The following is a 26,538-nucleotide window of genomic DNA, read 5'->3' on the forward strand; positions in this document are numbered from 1 at the left end:
GTAAATAGAGTTGTTTCAGGTCCAGTCTTTGGATTGGGCATGATCGTCCAGTGTCACGTGTTGTGTTACGCAGCGTGCTCCGTTGGAGGCTGTTGCTATTAAGCCGCACTGGAAGATTTTCATTAAATCTGAGCCCCTGCCGGTTGAAGATCGACACCGGTGAGTTTACTCAGGTTTCAAGTGTACGCGGGTGAGCCGGAAGGAGTGTAGAGTGTCTGGTCGTTCAAGGGTGAAAGCAATGGCACTAACGAAAGGGCTGATGAGCGGGGTTGCCGCCGTCGTCTTGTCCGGTTTCATTGCGTCCTCGGCCAGTGCCGACACGATTCGTGATGCTTTGTCTCTCGCCTATGCCAACAATCCGACCCTCAATGCGGCGCGTGCCCAATTGCGTGGTGTCAACGAAAACGTACCGCAAGCACTGGCTGGATGGCGGCCAACCGCGTCTGCGGCGCTGGCAGCCGGCGGTGTCCGCTCCTCAATCAACGGCCGCCAAGCCTACCGCAACAATGCTGCGATTTCGCTGACTTTGAGCCAGGCCGTGTTCCGCGGTTTTCGCACGGTCAACTCCACCCGCCAGGCTGAGGCCGTTGTCCGCGCCCAGCGCGAAAGCCTGATGTCGAGCGAGCAGGACACTCTTTTGAGTGCTGCTACAGCCTACGTTGATGTGATTCGCGATACCGCGCTTGTTGCCCTTCAACGCAGTGACCTTGCGTTCCTTCAGGAACAGGTGCGTGCTGCACGGGATCGATTCGACGTGGGTGAGGGTACCCGGACTGATGTTTCCCAGGCCGAAGCACGTGCTGCGGAAGCCCAGGCATCGCTCAATACGGCCCTTGCCAACCTGAACACCAGCCGCGCGATTTATCGTCAGGTTATCGGGGTAGATCCGAAAAGCCTTTCGGCGGACACATCCATTACGCGTCAGGTGCCCAAGTCTTTGGACAGCGCGCTTCAGACCAGTGAAGAAAAGCAGCCGTTGATCCAGCAGGCTCTGCATTTGGTCGACGCGGCGATCTTCAACGTCAAGGCGATTGAGGGCGAATTGCTGCCGACCGTCACTGTTGACGCGAGCGTTGGCCGAAGCTGGAACCCTTCGAACACGGTCGACCTTAACAACAACGCGCAGATCTTTGGCAACGTCAGCATTCCGATTTATCAGGGTGGCGGCGTTTATTCTCGTGTCCGGCAGGCCAAGGAAGAACTCGGCCAGACCCGTCTTCAACTGGATGTCGCCCGCGATCAGGTCCGGGCAAATGTGATCACCGCTTGGGGAATCTTCCAGGCGGCCGAAGCGTCAATCGTTGCTGCGCGCGCGGCGGTCGAGGCGCAGCAGCTGGCTCTTGAAGGTGTGATCGAGGAACAGCGCGTTGGTCAGCGGACAACACTGGATGTCTTGGATGCGCAGCGTGAACTGGTGATCCAGCAGTCCAATCTGGTGACTGCGCAACGGAACCGGATCGTTGGTGGTTACCAGCTCGTGGCAGCTGTTGGTCATCTAGATGCGGAAACACTCGGGCTGAATGTCTCCATCTACAATCCGGAACAGCATTACAAGTCTGTTCGCGGCAAGTGGATTGGTCTAAGGACACCGGATGGCCGCTGAGACCGGCCATTAGGTCTCTCGCTTATGCACATGCATCTTTGAAACCGGCTCTGGCCGGTTTTTTCGTTTTTGCCGTTTGCGCCGAGCGATTCGGTTTGCATTTACCCAAAAGTTTACAAAAAGTGGACTTAAAAGGGGAAAAGCCTATCTCAGGCCGTGCGGTTGCTTTGCGCGTTTCCAGATGATCCGCATAATTTCCTTAACGAATCATCCGGGGACTTCTGGTTGGAGCGTAGAGTAGCCAAAAGGTACGGGGGACGTCATGGCAGAGGCGAGCAAGGCTGAAGAGCCGTCGATGGAGGAGATCCTCGCATCGATACGCCGGATCATATCTGATGAAGACGCCCAGAGTGCGGACACCGGCAATGAACAAGCAGATGAAACCCCAGTAGAAGCAAAGGCGGAGGATGATATGGGTGATGCCTCCGAGATGTCTCAAGACGACCTCGACAAGCTGTTCGACATGGACGGCGATGATGATGTCGCGGAAGATGACGGTGCGGATGACATGGCTGCGGCCATGATGGCCGATGCTGCGGAAGATGAAGGCGATGAAGCGGACGATGATGTCCTTGAACTGACGGAAGAGCTTGCGGTCGAATCCGCCGACGATTTGGAAATGGTTGATGGTCTGGCGGAGGACCTCGACAATCTGGACGGCGATGTTTCTTTCGCTCCGGATCCCGAGCCTGAAGAAGATTTCGTCGCACCGCCGGAGCCGGAACCGGAGCCTGAGGCATTGTTCGAGCCGGAAGAGCCGGTGATCAAAGCACAGCCCATTCCGGATGATCTGCCGGATGTGGCACCTGAAGATTATCTGACATCCGCTGCGACTGGGCAGGCGGTACACGCGGCGCTTGACAATTTTTCTGACATGTTGATCAGCACGAAAGCGCAGACCATTGAAGAGATGGTTCGGGATATGCTGCGTCCGATGATCAAGGCTTGGCTCGATCAGAACCTGCCGCCCATGGTGGAGCAGATGGTCAAAAAGGAAGTTCAGCGCGTAATTCGCCGCCGCGACTGATCCTGCATATACATCGGATATATGGGATATATGGGATATTACAGGGGCGACCGGAGACGGCAGCCCCTGAAGTCCGTTTGGGCAATGCCTGTACAAAGCTCGTACCACTCGCACCCCGTACAGGCTTGCCGAATGTTTCCGTCCTGAAAAGCCGAACGCAGTTTCGCAATATCTTCGCGGCTGAGGCGCAGAGGGCCAACCGATAGCGGCTTGCCGAAGAGCAGCCCGATGTCGCGTGCGGCCAATCTGTCCCGCTCGCGCACGCTTTGATTGTAACAGTGGCAGGTAGGTTCATTGAGCATCGGTACGCAAATGTCGTCCGGACCATCGACCAGTTTGATGGTCTCACCGTCGTTGAGGCGATTGACGATAGCTTTGTAGGATTCCACGAAAGTGGGGGTGTAGCCCTTTCCGGCGAAGGTCAGCATACATAGCAGATGATGTGCGCGGAGGCGGATGGTCATGAGAACAGGCGTTTTACTGGCTTGTTGTTTGGTTTTGCCGAGGATGGCGGGTTACTCGGGTTCGCCAGAGAACTTATGCCAGTAATAATCGGGAAGTGCAGCCGTTTCCGGGGTCAGATTGGGGTTGTCGAAGCGGATTGGCCGACGACTGTCGAGATGGAGTTCCGCAAAAATCTCCCGGATCATCGGGTGCGTCCGGAAGTATTGGATGAAACTGCCGTCCTCATATGCGGTCACCAGGCCCGTTTCGATGATCTCCGCAAGATCTTCGTTGTGCTTGCCGGTGAAAAAATAGAACGGAAACCGGTCGTAGATCAGGACGACTTCCTGCTCGATGTCATAGTCCAGCTGGCGGTATTCCGCCCGCTCGCTCAGGATTTCGACCGAAGCTCGCGGAAATGCATCGGCGTCCGCCGAAGCGATCATCGGATAAAGATGGCTTTTCCGAGCGGTCTTGACCGTCAACCCGGCGCCTTCAAGGATCGCAATGTCTCCCCAGTCGATGCCTTGAAGGAACGTCATGTTCTGGAGGTCACCCACCGTGTTGACTGGTAAAAACTTGTCCTGGCTGCCTTTTGGAATCGCGTTGATCCGGGCACCAATCAGACCGCGCACCAGTGGGACGCGGATCGGCAGAGCAATCTCTTCGTAGTGTTTTGAAGTGCCCGCCGCATACAGATTGAACTCCGAACTCGCCGGGTCAGTGAGTTTTTCCATCACTTCTACAGCGGTGAGGTCTTTGGAATTTTCAGGCAATACGATCTTGAACGGACGGTCCTGTTTGGAGAGGGCAAGCTCCAGAAGCGGGACCGTGTATTCCGGGATAGAGGCAAGCTGCGGCAGGCGTATTTCAATCGTTTGGTCGGCTGCTGCCGGCCCTGCGAAAAACAGTGTGGCCATCAAACCGATGATACCGCATCTGGGTATCGTCATTCGAAGCTCCTTCCCGGTGCGCAGCTAGCGCAGGTGTCGTAACCCGGATTAGACGACGAAATTTCTACTCAAAACCTAATTCCAGCTAAGAAACCGAACAAGCAACCTTGGGTAAAGGGCTATTAGATCCTCGTGCCGAGCATCGATTGGTTCGCGCAACACAATCGTTTATGGCTTTGGACAGGATAGAAGCGCCGGACCATACCTCTTAGGCGGTTGACTTGCGGGGCGGCTTCCGATTTACACGGGAACTCACGATTTTCTGGACAACTTCCCCATTGAGTGACCCTGATGCTGGATAAGACCTACGATGCGGCCAGCGTTGAGCCGCGGATTTACGAAACCTGGGAAAAGGCGGAGGCCTTCAAGGCCGGAGCCGGTGCCAAGGATGGCGCCGATGCCTTTACCATCGTAATTCCGCCGCCGAATGTGACAGGCTCCCTGCACATGGGCCACGCGCTGAACAACACGCTGCAGGATATTCTTGTCCGCTGGAAACGCATGCAGGGCTATGACGTTCTCTGGCAGCCGGGCACCGACCACGCGGGCATTGCAACGCAAATGGTTGTTGAACGTGAGCTTGCCGCGGACAACAAGCCAAGCCGCCGGGACATGGGCCGGGAGGCTTTCATCGAGCGCGTCTGGGAGCAAAAACGGAAGTCCGAAGGCACGATCCTCGGTCAGCTGAAGCGTCTTGGCGCGTCCTGTGACTGGAGCCGCACCGAGTTCACCATGTCACCGAACCTGTCGGACGCTGTCCTGAAGGTGTTCGTTGATCTTTACAAGGAAGGCTTGATCTACAAGTCCAAGCGGCTGGTCAACTGGGATCCAAAGTTCGAGACGGCGATTTCCGATCTGGAAGTCGAGAACATCGAAACCGATGGCCACATGTGGCACTTCAAGTACCCGCTGGCCGGCGGGGAAACCTATGAGTATGTCGAGAAGGACGAGGACGGCAATGTCACGCTGCGCGAGACGCGCGACTACATCTCGATCGCGACGACCCGCCCGGAAACCATGCTGGGCGACGGCGCGGTTGCCGTCCACCCGGGAGACGAGCGCTACAAGCCGATCATTGGCAAGCTCTGCGAAATCCCGGTTGGGCCGAAGGAACACCGGCGCCTGATCCCGATCATCACCGATGAATATCCGGATCCCGATTTTGGGTCAGGTGCTGTGAAGATCACCGGTGCGCACGATTTCAACGATTATCAGGTCGCCCTGCGCGGCAAGATCCCGATGTACCGGCTGATGGACACCCAAGGGGCCATGCGGGCTGATGGCGCGCCGTATTCTGAGGAAGCGAAAAAGGCCCAGGCGCTCATCGACGGCGCCGAGATGACAATCAACGAGATTGACGAGATCAACATCGTTCCCGATGAGCTTCGCGGTCTTGACCGGTTTGCCGCCCGCAAGCGCGTCATTGACCAGATTACAGCGGAAGGCCTCGCTGTGATGGTCCCTAGCGATCATCCGGACGTTGCCTGGATGAAAGGCAAGGCGTCGGAGTGGGACGACAAGGGCAAGGCCAAGGTCCAAAAACTTGGCGACGACGAGGAAGGCCCGGCCGAGCTGCCGATGGTCGAATCCAAGAAGATCATGCAGCCGTTCGGTGACCGCTCGAAAGTCGTGATCGAGCCGATGCTGACCGACCAGTGGTTCGTGGATGCCAAGACGCTGGCAGAACCGGCACTGAAGGCAGTTCAGGACGGCGAGACAAAATTCGTTCCCGGCAACTGGGACAAGACCTACTACAACTGGCTGAACGACATTCAGCCCTGGTGCATTTCGCGCCAGCTCTGGTGGGGCCACCAGATCCCGGTTTGGTACGACGAAGAGGGCAACGAATACTGCGCGATGAGCGAGGAGGAAGCCGTCGAAATGTCCGGGGGCAAGACCTTGACGCGTGACGAGGACGTGCTCGACACGTGGTTCTCGTCCGCGCTGTGGCCGTTCTCCACGCTCGGTTGGCCGCATCAGACACCGGAACTTGAGCGCTACTACAAGACGGACGTTCTGATTACCGGCTTCGATATCATCTTCTTCTGGGTTGCCCGGATGATGATGCAGGGCATCCACTTCATGAAGGAAGTGCCGTTCCACACCGTCTACATCAACTCGATTGTGGTTGATAAGAACGGGAAGAAGATGTCCAAGTCCTTGGGCAATGTTCTCGACCCATTGGATCTCATCGCGTCTTATGGTGCGGATGCGACCCGCTATGCCTTGGCGAGCCAGGAAGTGCAGGGGCGCCGGACACTGCGCATGTCTGATCAGGCGGCAGAAGGCGGTCAGCGCTTTGCAACCAAACTCTGGAATGCTGCCCGTTTTGCGGAGATGAATGGCTGTGCTCGGGTTGACAGGTTTGACCCGTCGACTGCGAGCCATACCCTCAATCGCTGGATTGCGACCGAAATGGGCAATTGCATTGCCGAAGTCACCAAGGCGCTTGAAGACTACCGCTTCAACGATGCCTCCGGCGGCATCTACCGGTTTACCTGGAACACGTTCTGCGACTGGTACCTGGAGCTCGCCAAGCCGATCTTCAACGGGGATGATGAGGCAGCCAAGGCCGAAACACGCGCAACGGCGGCTTGGGCGATCGACGAGATCCTGAAAGTGTTGCATCCGTTCATGCCGTTCCTGACCGAAGAGCTTTGGGAGCGTCTGGGCGACGAGGGCCAGAAAGCGGACAAACTGTTGATGCTGAGCGCGTGGCCGAAGCCGCTGGTCAGCGATGAGACGGCTGCCGGGGAAATCAACTGGCTGGTTGATTTGATCTCTGAAATCCGCTCGGTCCGTGCAGAAATGAACATCCCGGCAGGTGCGAAGGTTCAGTTGGTTGTTGTTGGGGCCAATGACGTGACCCAGAGCCGGATCGCAACCCATGAGCCTGCGATCCAGCGTCTGGCGCGTGCCGAGGACATCTCGATGGCCGATGCGGCTCCTGCTGGGTCTGCGCAGATCATCATCGGCGAAGCAACGATCTGCTTGCCGCTTGCCGGCGTGATCGACCTTGCCGCTGAAAAAGCACGCCTTTCCAAGGATGCCGGCAAACTGGAGGCTGACATCTCGAAGATCGAGAAGAAGCTTTCCAATCCGAAGTTTGTTGAGAAGGCTCCGGATGAAGTGGTTGCCGGTGAGCGGGAGAAGGTTGCTGAGTCCAAGGAAAAGCTGGACAAGATCAACGTTGCTCTGAGCCGGCTTGCCGAAATCGGCTAATAGAGGCCGTACAATCTGTTGGATAGACGGCCCGGATGCGCTTGTTGCCGCGTCCGGGCCGCATTTCAATGGTAGCGCCCGGTCCCCAGGCAGGGATAGGATTGAAATTGCGAATCTGGTCGGAGCTGATGCCCCACGTGTTTTTTGATGGTCGAACTGTTTTTAAGCCTGCCGCAATGGCACTCGGGCTCGGATTGCTTGCGTTTCAGCCGCAGGCTGCGCTCGCGCAGGCGGAATCGGAAAAAATCGAAAACCCGGTGGCCGTCTTTTCTGGTCTCGACAAGATCACGGGCCGGATCATCAACTTCGACGTCTATATCGGCGAAACGGTTCAGTTTGGCGCCCTTCAGGTGACACCGCGGGTCTGCCACACCCGTCCGCAAACCGAGTCGCCGCTGACAACCGGCTTTGTGCAGGTCGACGAAATCACCTTGAACAATGAGGTCCGCAGGATCTTTTCAGGCTGGATGTATGCGGCAAGCCCGGGCCTTCATGCGGTCGAGCACCCGGTCTATGACATCTGGCTGACCGACTGCCGCCTGGCGTCCAAGGTGCCACCGCCGGAGGATTATGACGGCCCGCCGATCAAGGGTGTTGTCGCAGAAGGGGAAGACCCGCTGGCAGGACCTGACGATGGCGTCGATACCGGACCCGGTATCCCCCGCGCCAAACCGTTTCAGGGGTAAATATCGAACTTGGTTGGTATTGGACCAACAAAAAACCCGCCGGTTGGCGGGTTTTTCATTTTCTGAGTGTCTTAGAAATCAGTCGACGTCGACATAATCGGCAGGTGTCAGGCCAAGGCGGCCATCGACGTAATCGCCGCAATTGTCGATCAGCGTGTCCATGTCGTTTTCAAAGAAATGGTTCGCACCCGGGATCGTCTGGTGATCAATGACGATGCCTTTCTGGGTTTTCAGCTTGTCGACCAGCGTTTGAACGTCCTTTTGCGGAACGACCTTGTCCTGCTCGCCATGAATGATCAGGCCGGAGGATGGGCAGGGGGCCAGGAACGAGAAGTCGTGCAGGTTGGCCGGTGGGGCAACGGAAATAAAGCCTTCCACTTCCGGGCGGCGCATCAGGAGCTGCATGCCGATCCAGGCACCGAACGAGAAACCGGCAATCCAGCAAGCACGGGCGTCTGGATGAACGGTCTGAACCCAGTCGAGCGCGGCAGCTGCATCAGACAACTCGCCTTGCCCGTGATCGAATGTACCTTGCGAACGGCCAACGCCGCGGAAATTGAAGCGCAGAACCGCAAAGCCGCGCCGGGCGAACATGTAATACATCTGATAAACAATCTGATTGTTCATCGTGCCGCCGAACTGGGGGTGCAGGTGCAGGACCAGAGCGATGGGAGCGTTGCGCTTTTTTGCGGGATGGAACCGGCCTTCCAGCCGGCCGGCGGGACCGTTGAAGATCACCTCAGGCATGAAGCGATTTATCCTTGTGTTTTGACGGCAGCCGAACGGCCGCCGGTGAATTCGGTTCTATACGTGGTTTCCCGTAAGTCTAAACTTGACTCTCAAGCTCCAAGTTTTTAGAACCTTGTTTAGAATTATTCGAAAGTTCGTGCCGCCGCTGAAATGGCAACACTCGGTTCGACCGGTTGTCGCTGTTATCGTCATCACGGCGGAAAATTTCAAGTTTTTCGAACAGATGCTTGAAAATTGTACGGATTTTGGAAGCCAAACGTATCCAGTTTCACCGAAGAGGTGTCATGTCCCGCCGCTCTGACCCGGTTTATCTCGATCACAACGCAGGTGCGCCCATGCGCCCTGACGTCCGTGATGCGATGATCACCGTGCTTCAGGACGCAGGAAATGCCTCTTCCGTTCACACCCATGGCCGGAAGGCGCGGGGCAGGATTGAAGAAGCCCGCGAAGCGGTGGCCCGCCTGTGCGGTGCCAAGACCCGTGCGGTAACCTTTGTGTCTGGTGGCACGGAAGCCAATATGACCGCTCTGACGCCAGCCTGGCAGGATCAGGGCACGCCCGTTTATCTCGACAAGTTGTTCCGCAGCGCGGTCGAACACCCGTCCGTTGTGACCGGCGGGCGGTTCCCGGTGATGGATCAGGTGGTTGTTCCAGTTGATTCGAATGGCGTTGTCGATCTTCGCGCGTTGGGAGAGCTGATCAAGGACGCTGCGCCGAGCCTGATTTCGGTCATGGCAGCAAACAATGAGACCGGGGTCATCGAGCCGCTCTCAGACATTGGCGCGCTGGCTGCGAAATACGGTCACTTTTTCCATGTCGACGCGGTCCAGGCAGCCGGCCGGATGCCGATTGACATTGAAGCCTGGGGCGCAGATGTCATCACGTTGTCGGCACACAAGTTTGGTGGCCCGCAAGGCATGGGCGCTGTCGTCGTCCGGTCCACGGCTCGTGTTCCGGCGCCGCTGATGGTCGGCGGGGGCCAGGAAAACTGGCGCAGGGGCGGCACAGAAAACGTCTCCGCGATTGCCGGCTTTGGTATTGCGGCGCAGGCGGCCCTTGAGGATGCGGCTGACACATCCCATTTTGTGGCCTTGAGGGAAAAACTCGAAGACGGCCTGCGGGCAGTGTGCCCGGAGACAGTCATCTTCGGTGAGGGCACCGACCGGCTGGTCAACACTGTTTGTTTCGCCGTTCCCGGCATTGCAGCTGAAACCGCACTGATCGCTTTTGACCTGGAACGCGTATCTGTTTCATCGGGGTCTGCTTGTTCGTCCGGAAAGGTATCCGTGTCGCATGTTCTGACCGCGATGGGTGTGGATGAAGATACGGCGCGCGGCGCTCTCAGGATCAGCATGGGCTGGGACACGGGCCCGCAGGAAATCGACCGGTTTTTGGAGGTTTGGCCGAAGATCGTCGACCGGCTGAACCCGGAAGCACGCCACAAGGCTGCGTGAGGCACGAAATCTGGCGGGAAACCGCCATCACACCTTGGGCCGCAGTTCGCGGCACATGGACATGCAAAAGACGCGGACACGTCCGTCCGCATAATGGAGGCAAGCGATGCCAGCTGTACAGGAAACCATCGACCAGGTGAAAGCCATCGATGTTGACCAGTATAAATACGGCTTTGTAACCGATATCGAGTCGGAAAAGGGTGCCAAGGGTTTGTCCGAGGAAACCATCCGGTTCCTGTCGGCAAAAAAAGACGAACCCGAGTGGATGACCGAGTGGCGCCTTGATGCTTTGCGCCGCTTCCAGCAGATGGAAGAGCCGGATTGGGCGCGCGTCTCCTACCCGAAGATCGACTTCGACGAGCTCTACTACTGGGCGGCTCCGAAGTCCGTCGAAGGCCCGAAGAGCTTGGACGAGGTCGATCCGGAGCTCCTGGAAACCTACGAAAAGCTTGGCATCCCGCTGCGCGAGCAGGAAATCCTGGCAGGTGTGGCGCCTGAAAACCGGGTCGCTGTCGACGCTGTCTTCGATTCAGTTTCCGTTGTCACGACGTTCAAGGAAGAGCTTAAGAAGGCCGGTGTCATCTTCTGCTCGATTTCCGAGGCGATGCGCGAGTATCCGGACCTTGTGAAAAAGTACATCGGGTCAGTGGTTCCGGTGACCGACAACTATTATGCGACGCTGAACTCGGCCGTTTTCTCTGACGGATCCTTCGTCTACATCCCGGAGGGCGTGCGCTGCCCGATGGAGCTGTCGACCTACTTCCGCATCAACGAGCAGAACACGGGTCAGTTTGAGCGCACGCTGATCATTGCCGACAAGGGCTCCTACGTTTCCTATCTTGAAGGCTGCACGGCGCCACAGCGGGATGAAAACCAGCTGCACGCGGCGGTCGTGGAACTGGTTGCGCTGGACGACGCGGAGATCAAGTACTCCACCGTTCAGAACTGGTTCCCGGGCGACAAGGACGGCAAGGGCGGCATCTACAACTTCGTCACGAAGCGGGGCGATTGTCGCGGCAAGAACTCCAAGATCTCCTGGACCCAGGTCGAAACCGGCTCTGCGATCACCTGGAAGTACCCGTCCTGCATTCTGCGCGGCGACAACTCCCGCGGAGAGTTCTATTCCATTGCGGTGTCCAACGGTCACCAGCAGATCGACAGCGGCACCAAGATGATCCACCTCGGCAAGAACACGTCGAGCCGGGTGATCTCCAAGGGCATTTCCGCGGGCAAGTCGGAAAACACCTACCGCGGCCTGATCTCAGCCCACCGCAAGGCATCCAACGCCCGGAACTTCACCCAATGTGACAGTCTCCTGATCGGTCAGGAGTGCGGCGCACATACGGTGCCTTACATTGAAAGCAAGAACGCAACGGCACAGTTCGAGCACGAGGCGACCACCTCGAAGATCTCGGACGACCAGATGTTCTATTGCCTGCAACGCGGGATGAACGAAGAAGAAGCGGTGGCGCTGATCGTCAACGGCTTCGTCAAGGACGTCATCCAGCAGCTGCCGATGGAATTTGCTGTTGAAGCTCAAAAGCTGATCTCGATCAGCCTTGAAGGATCTGTGGGCTAAGCCCGCCTGAAAATTTGGTTTGGGCGACGACTGCCCTTTGAATGACAAGGAACATCTCAATGCTTGAGATCAAAAACCTGCACGCTCGCATCGCGGAAGACGAAACAGAAATCCTGCGCGGCATTGACCTCACCGTCAATGCTGGCGAAGTCCACGCCATCATGGGCCCGAACGGCTCCGGCAAGTCCACGCTGTCCTATATCCTGGCGGGCAAGGACGACTATGAAGTCACCGAAGGCGAGATCCTGTTCAACGGTAAAAACATGCTCGACATGGAGCCGGACGAGCGGGCGGCAGCCGGCATGTTCCTGGCGTTTCAGTACCCGATCGAAATTCCGGGTGTTGCGACCATGGAATTCCTGAAGACAGCGATGAACGCACAGCGCAAGGCGCGCGGTGAAGACACTCTGTCCATTCCGGACTTCATGAAGCGCGTCAAGGAAGCAGCGGCTCACCTGAACGTCTCCATGGACATGCTGAAGCGTCCGCTGAACGTTGGTTTTTCCGGCGGTGAGAAGAAACGCGCTGAAATCCTTCAGATGTCTCTTCTGGAGCCGAAGCTTTGCGTTCTGGACGAAACCGATTCCGGCCTAGATATCGACGCTCTGCGCATCGTCTCCGAGGGCGTCAACAAGCTGCGCGGTCCGGACCGGGCCATGGTGGTGATCACACACTATCAGCGTCTGCTCGATCACATTGTCCCCGATGTTGTCCACGTCTTGTCCAAAGGCAAGATCGTGAAGACAGGCGACAAGGACCTGGCGCTTGAACTGGAGAAAAACGGTTACGCTGACATCATCAACGCAGCCGCTTGATAGGAGCCGCGACATGAACGCAAATGCACCCATCAGGAACACCCAGGCCGAAAGTGACCTGATCGACCGGTACGACGCGGCCAAGAGCGCGCTCGCAGGCTCCGTTGCCGTTGCAGCCTTGCGCGAATCAGCGCTTGGCCAGATCAAGGACAAGGGCCTGCCGCACCGCCGCGTTGAGGAGTACAAGTACTCCGATCTGCGCGCCTTCATGAAGTCTGCTGCACCACTTGCAACCGCTGCCGACAGTTCCGCTGTGAAAGGCGTTCTGGAGGCCTCCGAGACCTTCGGAGATCTGGATCGTTTCAAGATCGTTGTCGCCAACGGCAGTTTTGTTGCAGAACTGTCGGACATTGATGCGCTCGCTGCAGAAGGTGTCACAGTCTCCAATCTCACGGATGCACTATCCAGTGACGAAGGCGCACAGCTTCTGAAGTCGCCCAAGACCGGACCGAATGACGGTTTGGTTGCGCTGAACACGGCCTTTGTTCAGGGCGGTGTGGTTGTGACAGTGAAGGACGGCGCGGAAGTCTCCAAGCCGCTTGAGCTGGTTCAGCTGGCAACCGCAACTGGAGCACAGGTCGTCCGCAACAAGATCACGGTTGGCAAGGGCGCCAAGCTGCGTGTTCTGGAAAGCTTTTCCGGCGACACCGGTGCCGGTGAGATCAACACCGTGTTTGACTACGACGTTGCGGACAATGCATCGGTTGCAGCAACACGGCTGATTGCCGGCAAGACCGAAGCTGCGCGTCTTCTGACGACGATCGCAACGCTTGGAGCCGAGGCCGAATTCAAATCGCTCGGCTTCATCGCAGGGCCGCAATTTGTTCGGAACCAGCAGTTCATCAACTTCACCGGAGAAAACTCCGAGGCCAAGATCTACGGTGTTTCGATGGCCGGCGGATCTGATCTTGCCGATCAGACACTGATCGTCGATCACGCTGTACCGCATTGTAACAGCCGCGAGTTCTTCAAGACCGTGCTCGACGGTGAAGCCCGCGGTGTCTATCAGGGCCGGATCAACGTTGCTCCGCACGCCCAGAAGACCGACGGCGAAATGATGACCCAGGCGCTGCTGCTCTCTGAGACAGCGGAAATGGCGAACAAGCCGGAGCTGGAAATCTTCGCGGACGACGTTCTGTGTGCCCATGGTGCGACCAGCGGTCAGATCGATGAGGATCTTCTGTTCTATCTCCGTGCCCGCGGCATCCCGGAAGACGAGGCAAAGACACTTCTCGTTCTTGCCTTCCTTTCGGAAGCCATTGAAGAGTATGGCGAAGATGACGTGACCGAAGGCCTGGAGCAGCGGGTCCGCGACTGGTTGGCCGGTCACTGATGACGTGTTTGCGCGGGTTGGGCAAATCCGCGCACACTCTTGTTTTCCGCCGGGTGATGAAGCATCTCTGCGGAAAAGGATTTTTGGAATAAGGAGCAGCGCCGCATGACGGTCGCAACCGCACAAGAGACCACGATATCGACGGAATACGATGTTGAGGCGATCCGCAAGGATTTCCCGATCCTTGCGCGCGAGGTCTATGGAAAGCCGCTGGTTTATCTCGACAATGGCGCCTCGGCGCAAAAACCTCAGGCGGTGATCGATGCGGTGACCAAGGCGTATAGCCATGAATACGCCAACGTCCACCGGGGTCTGCATTACCTGTCCAATACGGCGACTGACAACTTTGAAGCGGCGCGGGAAAAGGTTCGTCGTTTCCTGAACGCTGGGTCCGTCGACAATATTGTTTTCACCAAGTCGACCACGGAAGCGATCAATCTCGTTGCCTATGGTCTCGGCGGGAAATTCTTCGCAGAGGGCGATGAGATCGTTCTGTCGATCATGGAGCACCACTCCAACATCGTGCCGTGGCACTTCCACCGGGAGCGGCATGGGGCAAAGTTGAAGTGGGTCTATGTTCGTGAGGATGGCTCGTTTGATCTGGACGCGTTCAAGGACGCCCTGACCGACCGGACCAAGCTCGTCGCGATCACGCATATGTCCAACGTTCTTGGAACCGTTGTTCCGGTCAAGGAGATCTGTGAAATCGCGCATGAGCGCGGCATTCAGGTCCTCGTGGACGGAAGTCAGGCCGCCGTGCATATGCCAGTCGATGTTCAGGACATTGGCTGCGACTATTACGTCTTCACAGGTCACAAGGTGTACGGCCCGTCGGGCATTGGCGTGCTCTACGGCAAGCCGGAACGTCTGGAAGCGTTGCGTCCGTTCCAGGGCGGCGGAGAGATGATCCTCGATGTGACCGAGGATGATGTAACCTACAACGCACCGCCACACCGGTTTGAAGCCGGCACCCCGCCGATCGTTCAGGCGATTGGTCTTGGAGCTGCGCTGGACTACATGGATTCGATCGGCCGCGAGAACATTGCGCGCCATGAGGAAGATCTGAAAATCTACGCGCATGAGAAACTGCGCCAGATCAACTCGCTCCGGATATTCGGCGACGCACCGGGGAAGGGGGCCATCATCTCATTTGAGATCGAGGGAGCCCACGCTCATGATGTCTCGACGATCATTGACCGGTCTGGCGTGGCGGTTCGTGCCGGCACACATTGCGCTCAGCCCCTCTTGGCAAAATATGGTGTAACCTCTACATGCCGGGCAAGTTTTGGAATGTACAACACGCGCGATGAAGTCGACGCGCTGTATGAAGCGCTCGTAAAGGCGCAGAGCTTCTTCGGGTAAGGACCGTTGGACATGGATAACGCGACCACGATCGATACGAATGCAGCTGGTGAAGAGCTCCAGGCTGAGGTCAGCGCCCAAAGCGCGATCTCGCCGGCTGAACTCGACCGCCTGACGACGGACATCATCGGTGCTCTGAAAACCGTCTACGATCCGGAAATTCCGTGTGACATCTATGAACTCGGCCTGATCTACAAGGTCGATATCGAAGATGACCGCTCGATCAACATCGACATGACCCTCACGGCGCCGGGGTGTCCCGTTGCAGGTGAAATGCCGGGTTGGGTTGAAAACGCTGTTGCCTCTGTTGCCGGCGTTGGCCCGGTGACTGTCGACATGGTCTTTGATCCGCCCTGGACGCCGGACCGCATGTCCGATGAGGCCAAGGTCGCGCTCAACTGGTATTGAGTTCTTCCCTTTGTATCCTTAAGCTGAGTTCCTATATCAGGTTAAACTCCTGAGACTGCTTGAGAGGACGTGATGGCTTCTGCCTCAAAATTCCAGGTCATGACATTGACCGATGCTGCCGCAGAGCGGGTCTGCGAACTTGTCGATAACGCGGACAAGCCGGCATTAGGTTTGCGCGTCGGCATCAAAAAAGGCGGCTGCGCCGGTATGGAATACGCCATGGATCTCGTCGAAGAGGCGAGCCCCGGCGATGATGTGATCGAAGACAAGGGTGCAAAGATCTTTGTCGATCCGTCCGCCGTGCTTTTCCTGCTCGGAACGGAAATGGACTTTGAAGTGACCAAGTTCCGGTCCGGCTTCGTCTTCAAGAACCCGAACGAAGTGTCTGCCTGTGGCTGTGGCGAATCTGTGTCTCTTCAGGCAGCGGACCTCAGCGCACATGCGCGGAACTGATTGACCATACTCCAATATTTCAGGTGATAGCGTGAAGTTGTTTGAGCGGCTGAAGGCCGATGCGGCCCCGCAGTGGGCGTCTTATGTTGACCACGAGTTCGTTCGCCAGCTCGGCAAAGGGTATCTCCCGCTCAGCGCTTTCAAGCATTATCTGGTTCAGGACTATCTGTTTCTGATCCAGTTTGCGCGGGCCTATGCGCTCGGCATTTACAAAAGCCCTACTGTCGTCGACATGCGGCAGTCACTTGAGGGCGTTAAGGCCATACTGGATGTCGAGCTGGACCTACATCTAGAGCTTTGTGGCTCCTGGGGCATGACACGCGAAAACATTGAAAGTGCCCCAGAAGATACACCTACAATGGCTTACACGCGCTTTGTTCTGGATGCCGGCATGTCCGGCGATCTCCTGGACCTGCAAGCAGCACTCGCCCCGTGTGTGATCGGCTATGCGGAAATCGGGTCAGCGCTGATGAATGCGGGAGCGGCCACCGATGACAATCCTTACAGCCGCTGGATCCAGGAATATGGCAGTGATGCCTATCAGGATCTGGCCAAGGGTTTTGCCAACTGGATTGACGAGACTGGGGACGTCTACCTGACCGAAGCACGGTATCCGCGGCTTTTGGCCTTGTTCGAAAAGGCAAGCCGATTGGAAGCGGATTTCTGGCAAATGGGATTGGACGCTGCGGACTAGGTCCGGGAGATAGTTTCAGGAGGTGTCGTGGGTTGTTAGGCGACGTTTTCCTGATTTTCTTTCATTTCGAGATCGTTTTCGGTTTTCACAAGGTTACGGCCAGCGTTTTTGGCCGCATACATTGCTTCATCGGCACGCGAGACAATGGTGTGCTCGTTATCGTTCGGTTTGTAGGCTGCAATGCCAGCAGAAATCGTGATGCGCCCAAGGTTTTCACCCGTCGAGCGCTTTACTAGTTCCTTGGCCATCACAGCAGCACGGATTTTTTCCGCGACCTCAATAGCTTCGTCAAGCCCTGCATGGGGCAGGATGATCGCGAATTCTTCACCGCCGTATCGGCATGCGATGTCCTGGCTTGAAATGTTTTGTTTTACGGACAAGGCGACCAGCCGCAAAACCTGATCGCCCGTCTGGTGACCATAGGTATCGTTGAATTTCTTGAAATGATCGATGTCCGTCATCAACAACGCAAACCCACGGCCACTCTCTATGGAGTTCCGGATTACCTTCTCGAGTGAGTTGTCGAAGTGCTTGCGATTGTTGAGGGTTGTCAGCTCATCAATCAGAGACTCATAGCGGATCGCTTCAAGCGAAGACTGCAAGTTCTCAATGTGTTTCTTGGATTCCAACAGCTGACTTTCAAGCTTCCTGTTGGAGGCAACCGCATTTTGGGTGGATTTGACCAGATGCGTTACATAAAGCTTCAGTTTGTCCGGATCTGTGATCCCGGAGATCTTAAGGCCGGCCTGCTCGAGAGCGGCTCCGTAGTCGGATGTCGCATCAGCGCTCAGCTTCAGTGTTTCGACAATCTCTTCAACTTCGCGGGAAACTTTTGAGCCGACATCATCGAGGCGGTCACCCAGGCGGGTCGGGGACAAGAAACGACCATAGAGGGACAGCATCTCATCGGTGCTGATGCGGCCGTTTTCTTTTACAGCTTCGTTGACAGCGCGGTTGAGGCCCTGGTTGTATCCAGCAGAATAGGTGTACCAGAGTTCATAAGAGCGCGGATAAGCGGGTAAGGTGTTTTTCCTTATGTACCCGATCGCGGACTCACCGTATCCGATGGTCCTGATATGATCGTCCTTATCCGACATCAGTTTTCTCTCAGTCAAGTCTTCTTCGGTGGCCACCCCACACGGCCCGAATTCTTGCCATCCAAAATCTGACGTAACGTTTAAGGACGAGTTAAATAATTTGGTTGAGTCCCTGCAAGTTGGGGATTACGACGCTTTTTTCGCCCGGGGTTCACGCAACAGGAATGCAGGAATATGAACGCCTTCGCTGAAGGCTGGGGCGTTGTTGTCTTGCTTTTGCGGCTTGCTGCCTGATTTTTGAGAAATCTTTTGAACCCTGTTGCTTGAGCGTGTTTCTTCAACCTGCGTTTCAGCGGCCGGCTCTTCACTTTTTCGGCGTGACTGGCCACGCTTTTTCGGCGCTGGTTTGCTTTGGCTTGCGTCGTTGTCGTTGCTTGAATCTGCCTTGGCCGATTTAGGCGAGCGGCGCTTGGCTTTTCGTTCCGCTGCGGCAGCCTCGAAGTCAATCGATTCGCCGATCCACTCGATCGACTGGTTTGTCAGCTCTTCGATCGCGCGCAAATACTTTTGATCGTTGTCCGTTACAAGCGTATAGGCTGTGCCGCTACGGCCAGCGCGTCCCGTGCGGCCGATCCGGTGCACGTAGTCTTCCGCATTGATCGGAACATCGTAGTTGAAGACGTGGCTGACTTCCGGGATGTCCAGCCCGCGAGCAGCCACATCACTGGCAACGAGCAGTTTTATCGCGCCTTTTCGGAAGTTTTCCAGCATCATCATGCGGGTGCGCTGGTCCATGTCGCCATGCAGAGCACCAACGTTGTACTCGTGGCGCTCAAGCGACCGGAACAGCGTCGAGATATCGCGCTTGCGGTTACAGAAGACAATCGCGTTCTGAAGGTCTTCAGCACCTTCCAGAAGTTCGCGCAGAGCGGCGCGCTTGTCATAGTCCTTGCCACCGGCAGCCTTCAGCTGTTGTGTAACGTTGTCGGACGTTGAAGAGGTCGGAGCCACTTCGATCCTTGCAGGGTTCTGCAAAAATGTTTCGGTTAGGCGCTGAATTTCCGGCGGCATTGTTGCCGAGAAGAACAGGGTCTGCCGCGTGAACGGGATCAGCTTGCAGATCCGCTCAATGTCCGGAATGAAGCCCATGTCGAGCATCCGGTCAGCTTCGTCGATCACCAGGATTTCGACGCCCTGAAGAAGCAGCTTGCCGCGTTCGAAATGATCCAGCAGGCGGCCAGGCGTCGCGATCAGCACGTCCGTGCCGCGATCGAGTTTCTTGTCTTGCTCGGCAAAGGAAACGCCGCCGATCAAAAGGGCAACGTTCAGCTTGTGGTTCGTGCCGTATTTCTCGAAGTTTTCCTGGACCTGAGCGGCCAGTTCCCGGGTTGGCTCCAGGATAAGCGTGCGCGGCATACGGGCGCGGGCACGTCCTTTTTCAAGAAGGGTCAGCATCGGCAAGGTGAAGCTGGCGGTCTTGCCGGTCCCGGTCTGTGCAATGCCGAGGACATCGCGCCGTTCCAGGACTTGAGGTATGGCACCTGCCTGGATGGCTGTTGGATCTTTATAACCTGCCGCATCAACTGCAGCGAGGACCTTCTCGCTCAGACCGAGAGTATTAAATGACATGGAGCGCTTTGCCCGAATGTTGTGATTTAATGGCAGCAGTTCGTCCTGAACCGCCCTTCGCCGATTTGGCCACACCCTACATTTGTTCGCTGGTGAGTCAATGCATTGGTGAGGTTAAATATCAGAAATGTTCAGTATTTCTCTTGTCGTTTTGCCAACTCAGTTAATGGTTGGTCCGAAATCATGCGCAATAAAACTAGGTGTATGAGTGATCATACGCATAAAACTTCTACATCGCATGATTTCGTTGGCATTTAAGTTAAATGCGACTTGAATGCCTATCTACCCATAACACTTTGAATTAATTGAGCTCTGTCCGCCTGAGCCTTAGATATCAAGGTCGTCGGCAAATTCAGCATTGTCCTGGATGAACCGGAAACGGGCTTCGGGTTTGTTGCCCATGAGCCGCTCAACTGTGTCATTGGTATCTGCAATGGCAAATTCGTCCACGCTGACTTTGAGAAGGGACCGCTTGGATGGATCCATTGTGGTTTCCTTCAGCTGAGCGGGCAACATCTCGCCAAGACCCTTGAAGCGGCCGATTTCAACCTTCGATTTGCCCTTGAAGGCGCTGGCCAAGAGTTCATCCTTATGTATGTCATCGCGTGCGTAGAGGGTCTTTCCGCCTTGGCTCAAGCGATAGAGTGGTGGCACCGCAAGATAGAGATGACCACCACGGATCAGTTCCGGCATTTCCCGATAGAAGAACGTGATCAACAACGAAGCGATGTGCGCGCCGTCCACGTCCGCATCGGTCATGATGACGATTTTTTCGTAGCGCAAATCTTTCTCAGCATAGTTGGAGCGGGTCCCGCAGCCGAGCGCTTGAATGAGGTCGGCAAGCTGCTGATTGGCGACCAGCTTGTCGCGGCCAGCATTGGCGACGTTGAGGATCTTGCCGCGCAGCGGCAAAACGGCCTGGTTGGCGCGGTTTCGAGCTTGTTTTGCAGATCCGCCCGCCGAGTCGCCCTCAACGATGAAGAGTTCCGTTCCATCCGACTGGCTGGTCGAGCAATCCGCGAGCTTTCCAGGGAGACGAAGCTTGCGCACGGCCGTCTTGCGGGCCACGTCTTTTTCCTGGCGGCGCCGAAGGCGTTCCTCGGCACGGTCGATTACCCATTCCAGAAGCTTGTTGGCTTGATTTGGTGATGCGGTCAGCCAGTGATCAAAGGCATCGCGAACAGCCGTCTCGGCAACGCGTGTTGCTTCGTTGGTAGCCAGTTTGTCTTTGGTCTGGCCAACAAATTCGGGTTCCCGGATGAAGACCGAGAGCATCCCGCCGGCAGATGTCATGACGTCATCACCGGTAATGATCGAAGCTTTCTTGTTGTTGACAAGTTCACCGTAGGCTTTCAGGCCCCGCAGGAGCGCATAACGGAAACCGGCCTCGTGCGTGCCGCCCTCCGGGGTTGGAACGGTGTTACAGTAGGAATTGATGAACCCGTCGCCTGCAAACCAGCTGACGGCCCATTCGACCGATCCATGTTTGCCGGTCTTGTCGGTCCGGCCCGAAAAGACTTCCTCGACCACCCGCCGTTCCTTGCCGAGCCGTTCTTCCAGAAAGTCCCGCAGGCCGCCGGGGAAGTGGAAGACGGCCTCTGCCGGGGTTTCGTCCTTCTCTGAAATCAATTCTGGAGCGCAGTGCCAGCGGATTTCGACGCCGCCAAAGAGATAGGCTTTCGAGCGCGCCATCTTGAGCAAGCGCGCCGGCTGGAATTTCACACCCTTTCCGAATATCGTCTCGTCCGGCTTGAATCGGACCATCGTTCCGCGGCGGTTTTGAGTATCGCCAATATGCTCCAGCGGTCCTTGCGGGTGACCGCGACGAAAGATCTGGCGATAGAGCTTGCGGCTTCGGGCCACTTCGACAACCAGTTCGTCCGACAGGGCATTAACGACGGACACGCCAACGCCGTGCAAACCACCGGACGTTTCATAGACTTTGCTGTCGAATTTGCCGCCGGCATGCAGGGTCGTCATGATGACTTCCAGAGCCGATTTGTCCTTGAACTTCGGATGCGGATCGACCGGGATGCCGCGGCCGTTGTCCGTGATGTTTAGGTAGCCATCCGCACCAAGGGAGACATCAATCCAGGTTGCGTGTCCCGCGACGGCTTCGTCCATGGAGTTGTCGATGACTTCGGCAAAAAGGTGGTGAAGGGCCTTTTCGTCCGTGCCCCCGATGTACATACCAGGGCGTCTTCGAACAGGTTCTAGGCCTTCCAGGACTTCAATATCGGCAGCTGAATAATCGCTGTTTTCGGCGGCAGCTTGTGACTTCTTTCGTGCCTCGGAGAGATCCGCAACAGGCGTCGGTGCAGGCTTGGGTGCTGGTGCCGGTTCCGACCCAACTGAATTGGAAACAGCTGCATTGCCTGCAAAAAGATCGTCTTTTCCGCTCATTGCGTATCGCCTGATGGGTACCTGGTTTTATTAAACTGCGCTGACCGCGCATCTGATCACGCCGGTCCTACACCGAATCATGGTTCAGTTTGAAGTACAAACATAGAACAGCCAAGGAAATTGGCCAAAAGCCCCCGTTTTCCCCAGCGTTGAAGCTAATTGGCATCACTCGAAGCCTTTTGAAGATATGGAAACCGATCGTCAACTTGCGTGTGTTTCGATTGGGGCTGAGGAGGGGCGGCAAATTGTGCCTATTCAGCAACACTTGGCGGCAAAGTATTGCGGTGCCTTCATGGAGCCGCTTGATGCCCATGTTCGGCCATGATTGCGGTACACGAGTGGATCAACACGTAGCGCTCGGCACAAAAACAGATGCCGGGTTGCGCGATGGTTCAATGCGTTACGGCGGTTTTGCTGGGGCAGGGCGCGCAGCCCAACTAAGGCCAGATTGATCGCTCACATTTGGGACATCACGCAATCGTTTCAAGACGCATAGTGAGGTGTCAAACATTCAAGCATCAGCTTGGTGTAACAGATGAATGGGATTTGTGCCCGTGATGATGACTATCGTTCGCGGGAGAATAGTGTGAACGGGATGTACAGCAAGAAGACACATCGTCAGCACTTAAGCATCAGCGGGGCTGTTGTCGGCGCGCTCGCCTTGATGATGGCAACAGTGCCGTCAGAGGCGTTTGACGGCCAGCCGGCCGCGCCCGGACCGATCAATCCGTCGACCATGTCGCCCAATGAAGCTCTGCGCACTGGTGCCCGCCAGTATTACTCCGGTGATAAAACAGCAGCGATCTCGTCTTTGAAATATGCAGCAGAAAACGGGCAGACCATGGCTGCCTGGAAGCTTGGTGACATGTACGCCAAGGGCGACGGTGTGCAGGAAGATGACTACAAGGCCTTTCAATATTATAGCCAGATTGTCCGGGATCACGGCAATGACAGCCCTGATTCCCCGGATGCACCTTTTGTCTCCAGCGCCTTTGTGGCACTTGGCTCTTATTATCTGAGCGGCATCGATGGCGCTGTCATCAAAGATGAAGGACAAGCCCGCAGGATTTTCACGCATGCAGCATCTTATTACGGGGATGCAGCTGCCCAGTTTCATCTTGGAGAAATGTACCGGGAGACAAACAGCCGGATGGCGGTGCGCTGGTATAATCTTGCTGCACTCAAAGGCCATGTCGGTGCTCAGGCCAAACTCGGCGAAACGCTTTACTCTCTTGGGTCTTCAGACAAGAAAAAAGCTCGGGGTTTGATGTGGTTGACTGTTGCCCGTAAACAAGCAACCGGCCATGACACGACCTGGATCAACAACCTGCATGAGCAGTATTTTGCCGTCGCGCCGGAACCGGTTCGTGCAGAAGCACGGTCCCTGGCTGATACATGGATTGAAAACAACCGTCCGGATATGCTGACGGCTCAGCAGGTTCCAACGCAGTAATTTGCGCAACGCGGCTTTGACCGCATGAAGCCCTCCAGACACACAGCAACGACGTAGTGAAGACAACATCGCGCGCTTTATGCAGGCGGTGCCCAACTACGGTCAATCAAAGGATCGGTGTATCCGCCAAATCGTCCGGTGACGCCTGTTGAATGGGCGATACCTCCGGAACCTCCAGGGCTTGCGGGCAGGGGGCGTTGCTCATCTTCCAGGACGTATTGTTCAGAACCATCGAACATGTCGCCATTTTGGGGCTGGAGCCGCTGGACAAGCAGATGGAGTCGCCGATGCTGTAGTCCTCACCCTGATAACGGCACGTGCAAGGCACATTCGGTTTGGCCGTCTCTTGGGCTTGAACTTCAGTTGAAATGTATTGAGAACCGCTCGACAAGAGTGCCACAGTCAACGCGGCAAAGAGGTTTGGGGCGCGCAGATTGAAGCAGCGCCAGGAGAAATGCCCGCTTTTCGCCGATGCGGGCCAGTGGCCTTGGTCCTTTATCCCATTAACGAAAATATAGCATGCCGGCGAAGGATCGCAAACGGCATAGACCAGCCAGTTTCTTCAATGCAGTGGATATAAAGGCACCGGGGGCATCGGCATTCAGGCGGCGAGTTTAACCCACACGGGAACATGGTCGGACGGCTTTTCCCAGCCGCGAACATGTTTGTCGATCCCGCAGCCGAGCATTTTGTCGTTCGCCTGCGGCGACATCAAAATGTGATCAATGCGGATGCCGTTGTTTTTCTGCCAGGCTCCGGCCTGATAGTCCCAAAAGGTGAACGTTTCTGGAGCTTCGGTGCAGGCGCGGATGGCTTCGGTCATGCCAAGATGCGTAAGGGCGCGGAATTTCTGCCGGCTTTCGGGTTGAAAAAGAGCATCGTCCGTCCAGTTTTCCGGATTTTTCGCATCGATCGGATCCGGGATGACATTGTAGTCGCCCAGGAGAATGAAGGGCACTTCTTCAGCAAGCCGTTTTTCCGCATGGACCAACAACCGGTCCATCCAGCCAAGCTTGTAGGGAAATTTTTCGGTCCCAAGCGGGTTGCCGTTCGGCAGATAGAGGCAACCGAAGCGCACAACGCCGTCTCCGTTGGTCACTGTTGCTTCGATATAGCGTGCCTGTTCGTCATCGTCGTTTCCTGGAAGCCGCCGTTCAACGTCTTCCAGAGGCGTTTTTGAGAGGATGGCGACACCGTTGAAGCCTTTTTGCCCATGGGTTTCGACGTTGTAGCCAAGATCTTCAAACGGCTGGCGCGGAAAGTTTTCGTCGACCGACTTGATCTCCTGAAAACAAGCAACATCGGGCGAGGCTTCTTTCAGCCATTCCTGCACTGTTTCCAGCCGAGCCTTGACGCCGTTGATGTTCCAGGTGGCAATTTTCATAACAAGTCTCCGCCGCTCTCTGCGCCGCATCATATGCGAAGGAGATCGTTTGTCGCCCACGTTCTGAAAATATGCCCAGCCATTATCATTCGACCGGTTCGGTCTCTGAGCGAACAGCTTGGTTCAGGCTGACTTTTAGATCGTAAAGCTCGTGCCGCAGCCGCAACCGGCAACTGCATGCGGATTGTTGATCTGGAAGGCCTGACCGATCAGATCGTCCACGAAGTCGATCTCCGATCCGCCCATGTATTGTAAGGAGATGGAATCGATCAGTACCGTCGCGCCGAATTTCTCGATCACCAGATCATCGTCTTCTTGTGCGCCGACCACATCGTATTTGTATTGCAGGCCCGAGCACCCGCCACCTTCCACGCTGACGCGCAGCATGCTGCCGGCAGCCTCTCCCGACAAAATCTTGGCAATGCGCTTGGCAGCGCGATCACTGACTGTTACTCGATTTTCAAGCGTTTCGGTCATCTTCTACTGACTCGCTGTGTCTGCGCCAATGTTAGCGCGACAAAATTGACTTAACCCGATAGTTAAGATCTCGAAGCACAAGCGTCAATAACTGGGCCAGTACCGGTGCGTTATTCAAGGGGACGGGCAGTGAACGACAATTGGAAGAAAATCCAGGCAGACATCGGGTACGGGGCGCAATCCCTTGCAGTCTATGCTCAAAACCCGTTCAAGAGCCGGGGGCGCCACTTTCCGGAGCCTGAAAGCCCGACCCGGACACCTTTCCAGCGCGATCGGGACCGGATCATCCATTCCTCGGCCTTTCGGCGTCTCAAGCACAAGACACAGGTCTTTGTGTATCACGAGGGAGATCACTTCCGCACGCGTTTGACGCACACGATTGAGGTCTCCCAGATCGCCCGTTCGCTCGCCCGGGCGCTGCGGCTGGATGAGGATCTCGCAGAGTGTCTTGCACTTGCACATGACCTTGGACACACACCTTTCGGCCATGAGGGCGAGGATGTCATGCATGAATGCATGGCGCCTTTTGGTGGCTTTGACCATAACGCCCAGTCCTTGCGTGTCGTAACGCATCTAGAGCACCGCTATGCGGAGTTCGATGGGTTGAACCTTGCGTGGGAAACTCTGGAAGGCCTCGTCAAACACAACGGTCCGTTGGTGGATGAAACAGGTGCGCCGCTGGGCAAGTTCAAGGATGGCGAATTGCCCTTTGCGATCCGGGAGTATCAGAAACAGCAGGATCTGATGCTTGGAACCTGGCCGAGTGCTGAGGCACAAGCTGCGGCGATCGCAGATGACATCGCTTACGACGCGCATGATCTTGACGATGGACTTCGGGCTGGCCTGTTCGCGATCGACGACATGCGGGAAGTTCCGTTTCTGGCAGATATTCTCGCGGAAGTGGACCACAAGTATCCAGGCCTTGAAGAAACGCGGCGGATCCACGAGATCGTCCGCCGCAGCATTACCCGGATGGTGGAAGACGTTATTCAGGAGGGCGTGCGCAATATTAGCGAGTTAGATCCGCAAAGCGTTGAGGATGTGCGTTCGGCCGGTAAATGCTTGGTCGGGTTTTCGCCAGCCATGACAGCGGCCGAAAAGGAAGTGAAACGGTTCTTGTTCGCGCGGGTCTACCGCCATGAGGATGTTTTGTCGGTCCGCCGTCTCGTTGCCCGTGTCGTCAGGGATCTGTTTGCGCGTCTTCTTGCCGAGCCGGACCTGATGCCAGCCCCTTGGGACAAGGGCTTGGAGAACCTTGACGAGACCAGCAGGGCCCGGCGCGTATGTGATTATATCGCTGGCATGACTGATCGTTATGCGATCGAAGAACACCGCAGACTGTTTGACGACACACCGGATTTGGGGTAGGCGC

At 56.3% G+C, this 26,538-nt stretch carries 22 protein-coding genes and 1 pseudogene; 15 read left to right on the forward strand and 8 right to left on the reverse strand.

Annotated features, from left to right (window positions below; genetic code table 11):
- The first annotated feature begins 238 nt into the window (after positions 1–238).
- The gene (locus tag ACQY4Z_RS23515; RefSeq protein WP_428525326.1) at positions 239–1,603 is read left to right on the forward strand and encodes a TolC family outer membrane protein; all 1,365 of its coding nucleotides are present in this window, start codon (positions 239–241) and stop codon (positions 1,601–1,603) included.
- 262 nt (positions 1,604–1,865) lie between these two features.
- Positions 1,866–2,630 carry a PopZ family protein gene (locus ACQY4Z_RS23520; protein WP_428525328.1) on the forward strand — a complete coding sequence of 255 codons (765 nt, stop codon included), beginning with the start codon at positions 1,866–1,868 and terminating at the stop codon, positions 2,628–2,630.
- Positions 2,631–2,668: 38 nt separating this feature from the next.
- Here ACQY4Z_RS23520 and ACQY4Z_RS23525 read toward each other — a convergent pair whose 3' ends face one another.
- On the reverse strand, positions 2,669–3,094 hold the full coding sequence (locus tag ACQY4Z_RS23525) for a DUF1284 domain-containing protein (RefSeq protein WP_428525330.1): 426 nt from the start codon (positions 3,092–3,094) through the stop codon (positions 2,669–2,671).
- A 51-nt stretch (positions 3,095–3,145) separates the two neighbouring features.
- A complete protein-coding gene (locus ACQY4Z_RS23530; protein ID WP_428525332.1) occupies positions 3,146–4,027 on the reverse strand; it encodes a hypothetical protein in 882 nt (293 codons plus the stop codon).
- A gap of 291 nt (positions 4,028–4,318) precedes the next feature.
- Here ACQY4Z_RS23530 and ACQY4Z_RS23535 point away from each other — a divergent pair, with 291 nt between their 5' ends.
- Entirely contained in the window at positions 4,319–7,249 is a 2,931-nt protein-coding gene (locus tag ACQY4Z_RS23535) for a valine--tRNA ligase (protein ID WP_428525334.1), read from the forward strand.
- 176 nt (positions 7,250–7,425) lie between these two features.
- Entirely contained in the window at positions 7,426–7,935 is a 510-nt protein-coding gene (locus ACQY4Z_RS23540; protein ID WP_428525336.1) for a DUF2155 domain-containing protein, read from the forward strand.
- Positions 7,936–8,013: 78 nt separating this feature from the next.
- Here the strand turns inward: ACQY4Z_RS23540 and ACQY4Z_RS23545 are convergent, their stop codons facing one another.
- Positions 8,014–8,682 (reverse strand): alpha/beta hydrolase, encoded by a 669-nt coding sequence (locus ACQY4Z_RS23545; protein ID WP_133947187.1) that lies wholly within the window; start codon positions 8,680–8,682, stop codon positions 8,014–8,016.
- A 287-nt stretch (positions 8,683–8,969) separates the two neighbouring features.
- Between ACQY4Z_RS23545 and ACQY4Z_RS23550 the strand changes: the two genes are divergently transcribed.
- From ACQY4Z_RS23550 to tenA, 8 genes are all read left to right on the forward strand, one after another.
- On the forward strand, positions 8,970–10,139 hold the full coding sequence (locus ACQY4Z_RS23550; RefSeq protein ID WP_428525338.1) for a cysteine desulfurase family protein: 1,170 nt from the start codon (positions 8,970–8,972) through the stop codon (positions 10,137–10,139).
- A gap of 106 nt (positions 10,140–10,245) precedes the next feature.
- Complete coding sequence (gene sufB / locus ACQY4Z_RS23555) at positions 10,246–11,718, forward strand: Fe-S cluster assembly protein SufB (protein WP_133947191.1); 1,473 nt, start codon at positions 10,246–10,248, stop codon at positions 11,716–11,718.
- 59 nt (positions 11,719–11,777) lie between these two features.
- Positions 11,778–12,533, forward strand: coding sequence for a Fe-S cluster assembly ATPase SufC (gene sufC, locus ACQY4Z_RS23560; protein ID WP_428525340.1), 756 nt, complete (start codon positions 11,778–11,780; stop codon positions 12,531–12,533).
- A gap of 13 nt (positions 12,534–12,546) precedes the next feature.
- A complete protein-coding gene (sufD, locus tag ACQY4Z_RS23565) occupies positions 12,547–13,866 on the forward strand; it encodes a Fe-S cluster assembly protein SufD (RefSeq protein ID WP_428525342.1) in 1,320 nt (439 codons plus the stop codon).
- A gap of 105 nt (positions 13,867–13,971) precedes the next feature.
- Entirely contained in the window at positions 13,972–15,228 is a 1,257-nt protein-coding gene (locus tag ACQY4Z_RS23570; RefSeq protein WP_428525344.1) for a cysteine desulfurase, read from the forward strand.
- Between the two features lie 12 nt (positions 15,229–15,240).
- Complete coding sequence (locus ACQY4Z_RS23575; RefSeq protein WP_055670174.1) at positions 15,241–15,636, forward strand: SUF system Fe-S cluster assembly protein; 396 nt, start codon at positions 15,241–15,243, stop codon at positions 15,634–15,636.
- 72 nt (positions 15,637–15,708) lie between these two features.
- Positions 15,709–16,089 (forward strand): Fe-S cluster assembly scaffold SufA, encoded by a 381-nt coding sequence (gene sufA, locus ACQY4Z_RS23580; RefSeq protein WP_040450566.1) that lies wholly within the window; start codon positions 15,709–15,711, stop codon positions 16,087–16,089.
- A 31-nt stretch (positions 16,090–16,120) separates the two neighbouring features.
- On the forward strand, positions 16,121–16,783 hold the full coding sequence (gene tenA / locus ACQY4Z_RS23585) for a thiaminase II (protein WP_428525347.1): 663 nt from the start codon (positions 16,121–16,123) through the stop codon (positions 16,781–16,783).
- A 35-nt stretch (positions 16,784–16,818) separates the two neighbouring features.
- Here the strand turns inward: tenA and ACQY4Z_RS23590 are convergent, their stop codons facing one another.
- The 3 genes and pseudogenes from ACQY4Z_RS23590 to parE form a co-directional block, all read right to left on the reverse strand.
- Positions 16,819–17,880, reverse strand: coding sequence for a GGDEF domain-containing protein (locus ACQY4Z_RS23590; protein ID WP_428525349.1), 1,062 nt, complete (start codon positions 17,878–17,880; stop codon positions 16,819–16,821).
- A gap of 482 nt (positions 17,881–18,362) precedes the next feature.
- Positions 18,363–19,449, reverse strand: a pseudogene (locus ACQY4Z_RS23595) (DEAD/DEAH box helicase); the annotation flags it as partial.
- Between the two features lie 327 nt (positions 19,450–19,776).
- Positions 19,777–21,852, reverse strand: a complete 2,076-nt coding sequence (gene parE, locus ACQY4Z_RS23600; protein WP_428525351.1) for a DNA topoisomerase IV subunit B — start codon at positions 21,850–21,852, stop codon at positions 19,777–19,779.
- Positions 21,853–22,447: 595 nt separating this feature from the next.
- On the opposite strand from parE, the gene ACQY4Z_RS23605 reads away from it, so the two are divergent.
- Positions 22,448–23,305 carry a tetratricopeptide repeat protein gene (locus tag ACQY4Z_RS23605; RefSeq protein ID WP_428529661.1) on the forward strand — a complete coding sequence of 286 codons (858 nt, stop codon included), beginning with the start codon at positions 22,448–22,450 and terminating at the stop codon, positions 23,303–23,305.
- 152 nt (positions 23,306–23,457) lie between these two features.
- The gene (locus tag ACQY4Z_RS23610) at positions 23,458–23,601 is read left to right on the forward strand and encodes a hypothetical protein (RefSeq protein WP_428525353.1); all 144 of its coding nucleotides are present in this window, start codon (positions 23,458–23,460) and stop codon (positions 23,599–23,601) included.
- Between the two features lie 305 nt (positions 23,602–23,906).
- On the opposite strand, the gene xth is transcribed toward ACQY4Z_RS23610, so the two are convergent.
- Together xth and ACQY4Z_RS23620 are read right to left on the reverse strand one after the other, a co-directional pair.
- Complete coding sequence (gene xth, locus ACQY4Z_RS23615; protein WP_428525355.1) at positions 23,907–24,689, reverse strand: exodeoxyribonuclease III; 783 nt, start codon at positions 24,687–24,689, stop codon at positions 23,907–23,909.
- A gap of 135 nt (positions 24,690–24,824) precedes the next feature.
- A complete protein-coding gene (locus ACQY4Z_RS23620; protein WP_428525357.1) occupies positions 24,825–25,166 on the reverse strand; it encodes a HesB/IscA family protein in 342 nt (113 codons plus the stop codon).
- A gap of 129 nt (positions 25,167–25,295) precedes the next feature.
- Here ACQY4Z_RS23620 and ACQY4Z_RS23625 point away from each other — a divergent pair, with 129 nt between their 5' ends.
- Positions 25,296–26,534, forward strand: coding sequence for a deoxyguanosinetriphosphate triphosphohydrolase (locus ACQY4Z_RS23625; protein ID WP_428525359.1), 1,239 nt, complete (start codon positions 25,296–25,298; stop codon positions 26,532–26,534).
- The last annotated feature ends 4 nt before the right edge of the window (positions 26,535–26,538 follow it).

The organism is Roseibium sp. (assembly GCF_965276855.1).
Lineage (GTDB): Bacteria > Pseudomonadota > Alphaproteobacteria > Rhizobiales > Stappiaceae > Roseibium.

Excerpts from the sequence above, each read along its gene's own strand:
- ACQY4Z_RS23520 (WP_428525328.1), top strand. The coding sequence starts at position 1,866 with ATGGCAGAGGCGAGCAAGGCTGAAGAGCCGTCGATGGAGGAGATCCTC.
- ACQY4Z_RS23550 (WP_428525338.1), top strand. The coding sequence starts at position 8,970 with ATGTCCCGCCGCTCTGACCCGGTTTATCTCGATCACAACGCAGGTGCG.
- ACQY4Z_RS23540 (WP_428525336.1), top strand. The coding sequence starts at position 7,426 with ATGGCACTCGGGCTCGGATTGCTTGCGTTTCAGCCGCAGGCTGCGCTC.
- sufA (WP_040450566.1), top strand. The coding sequence starts at position 15,709 with ATGGCTTCTGCCTCAAAATTCCAGGTCATGACATTGACCGATGCTGCC.
- ACQY4Z_RS23530 (WP_428525332.1), bottom strand. The coding sequence starts at position 4,027 with ATGACGATACCCAGATGCGGTATCATCGGTTTGATGGCCACACTGTTT.
- ACQY4Z_RS23605 (WP_428529661.1), top strand. The coding sequence starts at position 22,448 with ATGTACAGCAAGAAGACACATCGTCAGCACTTAAGCATCAGCGGGGCT.
- ACQY4Z_RS23590 (WP_428525349.1), bottom strand. The coding sequence starts at position 17,880 with ATGTCGGATAAGGACGATCATATCAGGACCATCGGATACGGTGAGTCC.
- ACQY4Z_RS23610 (WP_428525353.1), top strand. The coding sequence starts at position 23,458 with ATGGGCGATACCTCCGGAACCTCCAGGGCTTGCGGGCAGGGGGCGTTG.
- ACQY4Z_RS23535 (WP_428525334.1), top strand. The coding sequence starts at position 4,319 with ATGCTGGATAAGACCTACGATGCGGCCAGCGTTGAGCCGCGGATTTAC.
- sufB (WP_133947191.1), top strand. The coding sequence starts at position 10,246 with ATGCCAGCTGTACAGGAAACCATCGACCAGGTGAAAGCCATCGATGTT.
- parE (WP_428525351.1), bottom strand. The coding sequence starts at position 21,852 with ATGAGCGGAAAAGACGATCTTTTTGCAGGCAATGCAGCTGTTTCCAAT.
- ACQY4Z_RS23545 (WP_133947187.1), bottom strand. The coding sequence starts at position 8,682 with ATGCCTGAGGTGATCTTCAACGGTCCCGCCGGCCGGCTGGAAGGCCGG.
- ACQY4Z_RS23515 (WP_428525326.1), top strand. The coding sequence starts at position 239 with ATGGCACTAACGAAAGGGCTGATGAGCGGGGTTGCCGCCGTCGTCTTG.
- xth (WP_428525355.1), bottom strand. The coding sequence starts at position 24,689 with ATGAAAATTGCCACCTGGAACATCAACGGCGTCAAGGCTCGGCTGGAA.
- ACQY4Z_RS23575 (WP_055670174.1), top strand. The coding sequence starts at position 15,241 with ATGGATAACGCGACCACGATCGATACGAATGCAGCTGGTGAAGAGCTC.
- ACQY4Z_RS23570 (WP_428525344.1), top strand. The coding sequence starts at position 13,972 with ATGACGGTCGCAACCGCACAAGAGACCACGATATCGACGGAATACGAT.
- ACQY4Z_RS23525 (WP_428525330.1), bottom strand. The coding sequence starts at position 3,094 with ATGACCATCCGCCTCCGCGCACATCATCTGCTATGTATGCTGACCTTC.
- sufD (WP_428525342.1), top strand. The coding sequence starts at position 12,547 with ATGAACGCAAATGCACCCATCAGGAACACCCAGGCCGAAAGTGACCTG.
- ACQY4Z_RS23620 (WP_428525357.1), bottom strand. The coding sequence starts at position 25,166 with ATGACCGAAACGCTTGAAAATCGAGTAACAGTCAGTGATCGCGCTGCC.
- sufC (WP_428525340.1), top strand. The coding sequence starts at position 11,778 with ATGCTTGAGATCAAAAACCTGCACGCTCGCATCGCGGAAGACGAAACA.